Origin of the sequence: Lactobacillus delbrueckii subsp. bulgaricus (genome assembly GCF_046938665.1) — a bacterium.
GTDB classification, from domain to species: domain Bacteria; phylum Bacillota; class Bacilli; order Lactobacillales; family Lactobacillaceae; genus Lactobacillus; species Lactobacillus delbrueckii_C.
The window spans coordinates 23,646-29,812 of record NZ_JBKZCD010000026.1; the positions used below are offsets into that span (position 1 = coordinate 23,646).

Annotated in this window: 6 protein-coding genes; 5 read left to right on the forward strand and 1 reads right to left on the reverse strand. The window is 53.1% G+C overall.

All coding sequences use genetic code 11. From position 1 onward, the window contains the following. Positions 1-24: 24 nt before the first annotated feature. Positions 25-1,359, reverse strand: a complete 1,335-nt coding sequence (locus ACLUXO_RS08740) for a CAP domain-containing protein (RefSeq protein ID WP_412137226.1) — start codon at positions 1,357-1,359, stop codon at positions 25-27. 148 nt (positions 1,360-1,507) lie between these two features. Between ACLUXO_RS08740 and ACLUXO_RS08745 the strand changes: the two genes are divergently transcribed. From ACLUXO_RS08745 to ACLUXO_RS08765, 5 genes are all read left to right on the forward strand, one after another. Continuing rightward, positions 1,508-2,596 (forward strand): D-alanine--D-alanine ligase family protein, encoded by a 1,089-nt coding sequence (locus ACLUXO_RS08745; protein ID WP_412137227.1) that lies wholly within the window; start codon positions 1,508-1,510, stop codon positions 2,594-2,596. Between the two features lie 48 nt (positions 2,597-2,644). Next, positions 2,645-3,289, forward strand: coding sequence for a helix-turn-helix domain-containing protein (locus ACLUXO_RS08750; RefSeq protein WP_412137228.1), 645 nt, complete (start codon positions 2,645-2,647; stop codon positions 3,287-3,289). Positions 3,290-3,409: 120 nt separating this feature from the next. Then, the gene (locus ACLUXO_RS08755; RefSeq protein WP_412137229.1) at positions 3,410-4,519 is read left to right on the forward strand and encodes a YibE/F family protein; all 1,110 of its coding nucleotides are present in this window, start codon (positions 3,410-3,412) and stop codon (positions 4,517-4,519) included. Beyond that, positions 4,516-5,310 (forward strand): YibE/F family protein, encoded by a 795-nt coding sequence (locus ACLUXO_RS08760; RefSeq protein WP_412137230.1) that lies wholly within the window; start codon positions 4,516-4,518, stop codon positions 5,308-5,310. The genes ACLUXO_RS08755 and ACLUXO_RS08760 overlap by 4 nt, the downstream gene beginning before the upstream one ends. Then, a complete protein-coding gene (locus ACLUXO_RS08765) occupies positions 5,276-6,142 on the forward strand; it encodes an alpha/beta hydrolase (RefSeq protein ID WP_412137231.1) in 867 nt (288 codons plus the stop codon). Before ACLUXO_RS08760 ends, ACLUXO_RS08765 begins: the two co-directional genes overlap by 35 nt. Positions 6,143-6,167 lie beyond the last annotated feature (25 nt).

Consider the following 6,167-nt stretch of genomic DNA (forward strand, 5'->3'; position numbering starts at 1 on the left):
GCTTTAACTTATACTCTTACTTGTTTACTTCTTCTTGCTAGACTTTTTGGCAGCTTTCTTACTGGTCTTTTTAGATTTAGACTTTTTACTAGTTTTCTTACTAGACTTTTTAGCTTTAGCCTTAGATCTTTTACCAGACTTCTTACTAGACTTTTTCGCGGACTTTTTACTGGATTTCTTAGTAGATTTCTTAGCCTTGCTAGTCTTCTTGACTGCCTTGGCATTGGTGATCTTCTTGCTCTTGACGGTGGAGATGTTCTTGCCGACCTTGTAGAGGTACTTGGCCAGGCCCTTGTTTTGCAGGTCCTGCTGGCTGACCTTGTTCTTGCTCTGGGTGCTGGAAGAGGAGACCTTGCTTGAGTAGGTCTGGCTGCTACTCTGTTTGAAGAGCTTGAAGCTGTAAGTAGCCAGGTTGCCGGCTCTGACCGTATACTTGTGGCCGGCCGTCAGCCGCAGTTTGCTTGGGTAGTAGGTGATCACGGTCTGGAAGTTGCCAAAGCCATACTCGCTGTAGTTGGCTACCTGGCTGGCCGTGACCGTCTTGCCGGTGTCATCGTCAGTAACGGTGATCTTTGGCGTTGAAGTTACGACCTTGTTTGAAAAGTATAAAGACCAGGCGATGTTTTGTCCATTTAAAAGTTCCAGGGGGAAGACCCCAGCGTTTGGATAGGCCACCATTTCCCGGCTGGCAGTTCTCGCGCTGTCGCCTACATTTAAAACCTGGTTGACCGAGTAGCGGTAGCCATTGGTCCCGTAAGCTGCCCCGACTGAAATCTTGCTTAAGCGGGTGGATAAGAGCCAGGCCCGGTGGCCGGTGTCAGAACCCGACAGGTTATAGCGGTCGGTCAAGAGGTCGGTCACGACGTCCCCGGCCGTCTGCGGGCTGGCATTGAAGTTGAGGTTGGCCGAGTTGGAAACGTCCTGGGCCAAAAGCCAGTTCTTCTTGGAAATGTAGCTTGGCCGCTTCTCATTTGGCAGCCCGTGCTGGTTGATGAACGGGTTGGCATTGATGGCGGCCATGATGGCAGCCGTCGTCTGGGCATTCTTGTTGTCCTGGCTGGTCGTCTTGACGGCAGTTAAGCCGAAGAGGTCACGGTAGTAGTTGATGTAGGCGACTTGCTCGTTGATGTAGCTGGACTTTAAGCTGCCCGCCTTGAACTTCTTCTTCAAGGAAGGCTTGCTGGCATAGATATTCTGCTGGGTGTAGACGGTCTTGCTCAAGGCCTGGTATTCTCTTTGAAAACGGAGCACCTCTGCCTGTTCCTGCGGCGTGAATTCCGCCGCCTGGACAGCCGTGGGTCCTGCTGCCAGAAGAATTGCCGGCAGTAAAAGCAGTACTGGTTTATGACGCATCTTCATCAACCCCTTTCTAGTTTCTATTATAGCTGATTTTTTGCTTTTTTCGCCATTAAGCGCTTTCGCTAAAAAAGCTTAAAATTTGCCCGGAAAGTGCGCCAAAAGCCCGACTTTTCGGTATAATACAGAATTGATAAAAGGAGACAAAACAATGACGAAAAAAACACAAGTTGGTTTGATTTTTGGTGGGAACTCCTCCGAATACGAAGTTTCAATCACTTCAGCCGGCAACATCTACAAGGCAATCGACAAGGACAAGTTTGACGTGCACCCGATCTGGATCACGAACTCCGGCTACGTGGCCAGTGAAGCTGATTCATACAAGGTTCTGGAAGAGCCGGGCTACATGGTGGAAAAGACTGACAAGACGGCCAACCTTTCCAACTTGATCGAGCTGGCTTCCCGGCCGGAACTGGACGTGCTCTTCCCAATCGTCCACGGCAACCTGGGTGAAGACGGGGTCCTGCAGGGCCTCTTCCGCCTGATCGACAAGCCTTTCGTCGGGGTTGACGTTTTAGCGGCAGCCGTAACCATGGACAAGGAATTCACCAAGATCCTGGCCCAAAGAGCCGGCGTGCCGGTAGCCAAGTGGGTATCTATCAAGCGCTACGAATATGAGGACGCCAAGAACCAAAAGCTCAGCTACGACTGGGTCAGCGGCCAGCTGGGCACCAACAACCTCTTCGTCAAGCCGTCCAACCAGGGTTCTTCTGTCGGCATCACTCACGTAACTGACGACAGCAACTACACTGAAGCTTTGGCCGAAGCCTTCAAGTACGATGACAAGGTTTTGGTTGAAGAAGGGATCGTCGGCACTGAAGTTGAAACCGCCGTTTTGGGCAACGACCACCCGGTAGTTTCCGGGGTCGGCCGGATCATCAACGCCGACAATACTTGGTACAGCTACGAAAACAAGTACAGCGCGGAATCAACCACGACCCTGCAGATTCCAGCCCAGATCCCGGCAGAAACCGCGGAAAAGGTCCGGGAAAACGCCTTGAAGATCTACCAGATCACTGAATGCAGCGGCATGGCCCGGGTTGACTCCATGCTTAGAGAAAGCGACGGGGAAGTCATCTTCAACGAATTGAACGCCCTGCCAGGCTTTACCAACATTAGCATGTATCCGAAGCTGTTTGAAGAAGCCGGGATTTCTTACCCAGACTTGATCACCCGCTTGATCGAGCTGGCTGAAGAGCGCTACGCCCACAAGAAGACCCTCCTGCACAAGCACGACTAAGAAAAAAGTACTTTGAAAATTTAGTTTTTTGCGAAAGAAAGTCAGAACATGAGTGAGAAAAGTGAGCAGATGAAGACCAGTGAAGCCGCCCAGGCCCTTGGGGTCAGCGAGAACACCCTGCGCAAGTATTCGCAGGCGGTGGAGAAGGCTGCTTCACCCGCTTACTTTCCCCGGGTCAAGAATGCCCGCCGCTACCGGCCGGAAGACTTGGAAAAACTGAAGCAAATGCAGGCCCTGGTCAAGGCAGGGCAGAAGGTCGACCAGGCGGCCCAGGAACTTTTTGCTGGTGCAAAGGAAGAAGCACCGGTAAAAAGCGCCAGGGAAGACCAGCTGGAAGCCGCCCTGGCTGCCAAGGACCAGGAAATTGCTGAACTGAAAGAGCAGCTGGCCCAGCTGACAGCGGCTAAGGCAGAAAAAGCTGCTGAAGAGCAGATTGATTCTGTTGAGCCAGCCGACGATGTCCTGGACCTGCCGGATTTTGATGATGGCTTTTTAGAAGATGAGCCGGTCACTCCGGAGCAGAAAAGGGCCCAGGTCGTGGCTGACATGGCCAAGAGCGACCAGGAAGTTCACCGGGAACTGCTCAGCCGGGCCCAGGAGAACGCGGCCAAGGGGGCGCCAACCTACCGGACCCTGGCTGACATGCAGCTGGCACCTAAGAAGACTCCCTGGTGGAAGAAAATTTTTAAATAATGGCGCAAATTGCTAAATTAAGCTTAAAAATCAAAGGGGACCGCGAAAGCGGTCTTTTTTTTGCATTAAAATGAAAAGAGCTAAATACTAGCAAAAAATGGAAAGGCAAATACAAAGAGGATGGAAACGAAAAAGCAGCGCTTCCTGGCCGCCCTGGTCCTGCTGGCCCTGGGTCTGGGCCTGGCCGCGCTGACCTATTTTAAGACGACCGGCTATAAGAACCCGGTGGCGGTGATCACGGACACGAAGATCAAGGACCGCCTGCTGAAAAAAGAAACTGATATTTACGGCAATAAGGATGAAGAACGCCGGCAGTACCTGCACGTTCAAGTCTTGACCGGCAAGTACAAGGGGCAGACTTTTGAAACGGTCAACACCTACTACCCTTCCCAGCTGGTTACCCAAAAGTACCGGGCAGGCGAGCGGGTCTTCGTGACAGTGACTGATGGCAGCCTGGCCCTAGTTTCACCAAAAAGAGACTGGATCCTGGTCATGACCTTGGCTATTACCCTGGCCTTGATGGTGGCGGTAGTCGGCCGGCGGAGCTGGCACTTGATTGTTTCCATGGCTATCAGCTGGATCCTATTTTACTGCTTGATCCTGTGGGACGTGGCGGTCAACGGGGCCGGGATCATCTGGATGTTCTCGCTGGCTGACATCGTCTTCTCCTTCTTCAGCCTGGCTATCGTGCAGGGGGTGAACAAAAAGATGCTGGTCACCTGGCTGGCGACCCTGCTCGGGGTCTTTGTCTCTTTTGCCCTCTGCTATGCCGTTATCAAACTGACCGGGGAGACCTACCTCAACTATGAAATGGGCGACTATGCCACCCAGGACACGCGGGGGATCTTCATGGCCCAGGCCCTGCTGGGGGTACTTGGGGCAGTTATGGACGAGGCGACGGACATCGTTTCCAGCCTGTATGAACTGATCCAGCACAAGCCTGAGATTACCGTTAAGGAGCTGCTGGCCAGCGGGCGGACGATGGGGCAGGAGATCATGGGGCCTTTGATCAATGTTTTGGTCTTGATCTTCATTTCTGAAGCCCTGCCGGAAACAATCTTGTACTTCCGGGACAATAACACTATCGCGACGACTTTTAACTTCACCATGTCCTTAGGGGCGACGCAGAGCGCTGTTTCAGCGATCGGGATCGTTTTGACCATCGTTTTTGCCAGCCTCTGCAGCCTCCTCTTTTTAAAAAAGCCGCAGAAAGGGGGGAAGCAAGAATGAGCAGCCTTGGCGCTTTAATCATCGTTTTGGCCATCTTGATGACCGTCATCGGCGGGGAAACCGGGATCCGCAGCTTCTTCAGCGTCCTGATCAACAGCCTCTTGCTGGTCCTGGTGGCCATGCTTATCTCCTGGGGCTTGAGCATTCCAATTATTACCGCGATTTTCGTGCCCCTCAAGCTGGTCACGATCATCTTCCTGGGCACCCATGACTATACCGTGGCCAAAAATTCCTTCTACGCCTCTTTGATCGTCTTAGCCCTCGTTAGCGTCTTGATCTTAGGCATCCAATACCTGGCCCAAGCCGCCGGCCTGGGGCCGGAAGCCGGGGAAATCCTCCTGGGTCACTCCCAGATGCCGGGGATCAGCTACGGGCAGATCGCCGTTACCGTAGCCATTTTCTCCGCCCTTGGGGCGGTGGCGGAAGCCGCCGTGTCGATGAGCTCGGGGATTTTGGAACTGAAGAAGGCCAAGCCGGATATTACGGAAGAGCAGCTGATGAAGAGCGGGGCAGCCATCGGCTACGACGTTTTGGGCACGGCCATGAACACCATCATTTACGGGATGTTTGGCAGCTTTTTGTCCCTCTTTTTATGGTATTACCGGCTCCACTATTCCTTTAGTGAGGTAATTAATGATAAACTTTTTGTAAACGAAGCACTGATCATCATGTATTCTCTGCTCGGTGTGCTGCTGACGGTTCCTTTGGCAACCTTTTTGCTGGCCAAGGGGATGAGCCGGCAAAGTGAGGCAAAAAATGGAAACGAAAAAACTAGAGATCAAGAACTTTAACGGCCGGACCTACCAGCTGCAGACCTACACGGTTACGGGCGACCGGCCGCCTTTGAACAAGCTCCGTCCCTTGGCCATCGTGGTGCCGGGCGGCAGCTTTACCCACCTGTCAGTCAAGGAAAGTGAGCCAGTAGCCCTGGCCTATGTCAGCCGGGGCTTCAACGCCTGCGTGGTCAGCTACAATCTTTTGCAAGACGAAGGAATGATCTATCCTGATGCCGGCCTGGACGTCTTGAGCACGGTCAGCTATTACCGGGAGCACGCGGCTGAATACCAGATTGACCCAAGTAAGATCATGACGATTGGTTTTTCTGCCGGCGGCCATATCGTCAGCGCGGCCAATTACCTGGCTGATGAGCCAGTCTACCAGGAAAAGTATGGCTATGAGGGGGACCAGGTCCGGCCAAACGCCACGATTCTGGGCTACCCTTTGACTGACGTCCACAAGGTGGCCTTTGAAATCGGCGGCCGGGCTGACGGGGCCCTGCCGCCTGACCCCAAGCTTGTTGATACGGCCCTGGGGGTGAGTCCTCAGACCCCGCCAACTTTCATCTTCCAGTCCTGGAACGACCCGATCTGCCTGCCGACCAATGCCATGGCTTATGAAGAGGCCTTGTTTAAAAACAAGGTCAAGTGTGAGGCCCACATGTTTGACATTGGCTACCACGGTTACTCTTTGGCCACGCCGGAACTGTCCACGGAAGACATCTTCTGGCAGGGCAATCCCCACACGGCCCGCTGGTTTAGTTTGAGCCTGGAGTGGCTGGACCACCTTTTCTCCGGGATCAACTACGATGAAAACAAGGACAAGCTGACCCAGCTTTACCAGTAGAATTAGGCTAAAAGGACCTGCTTAG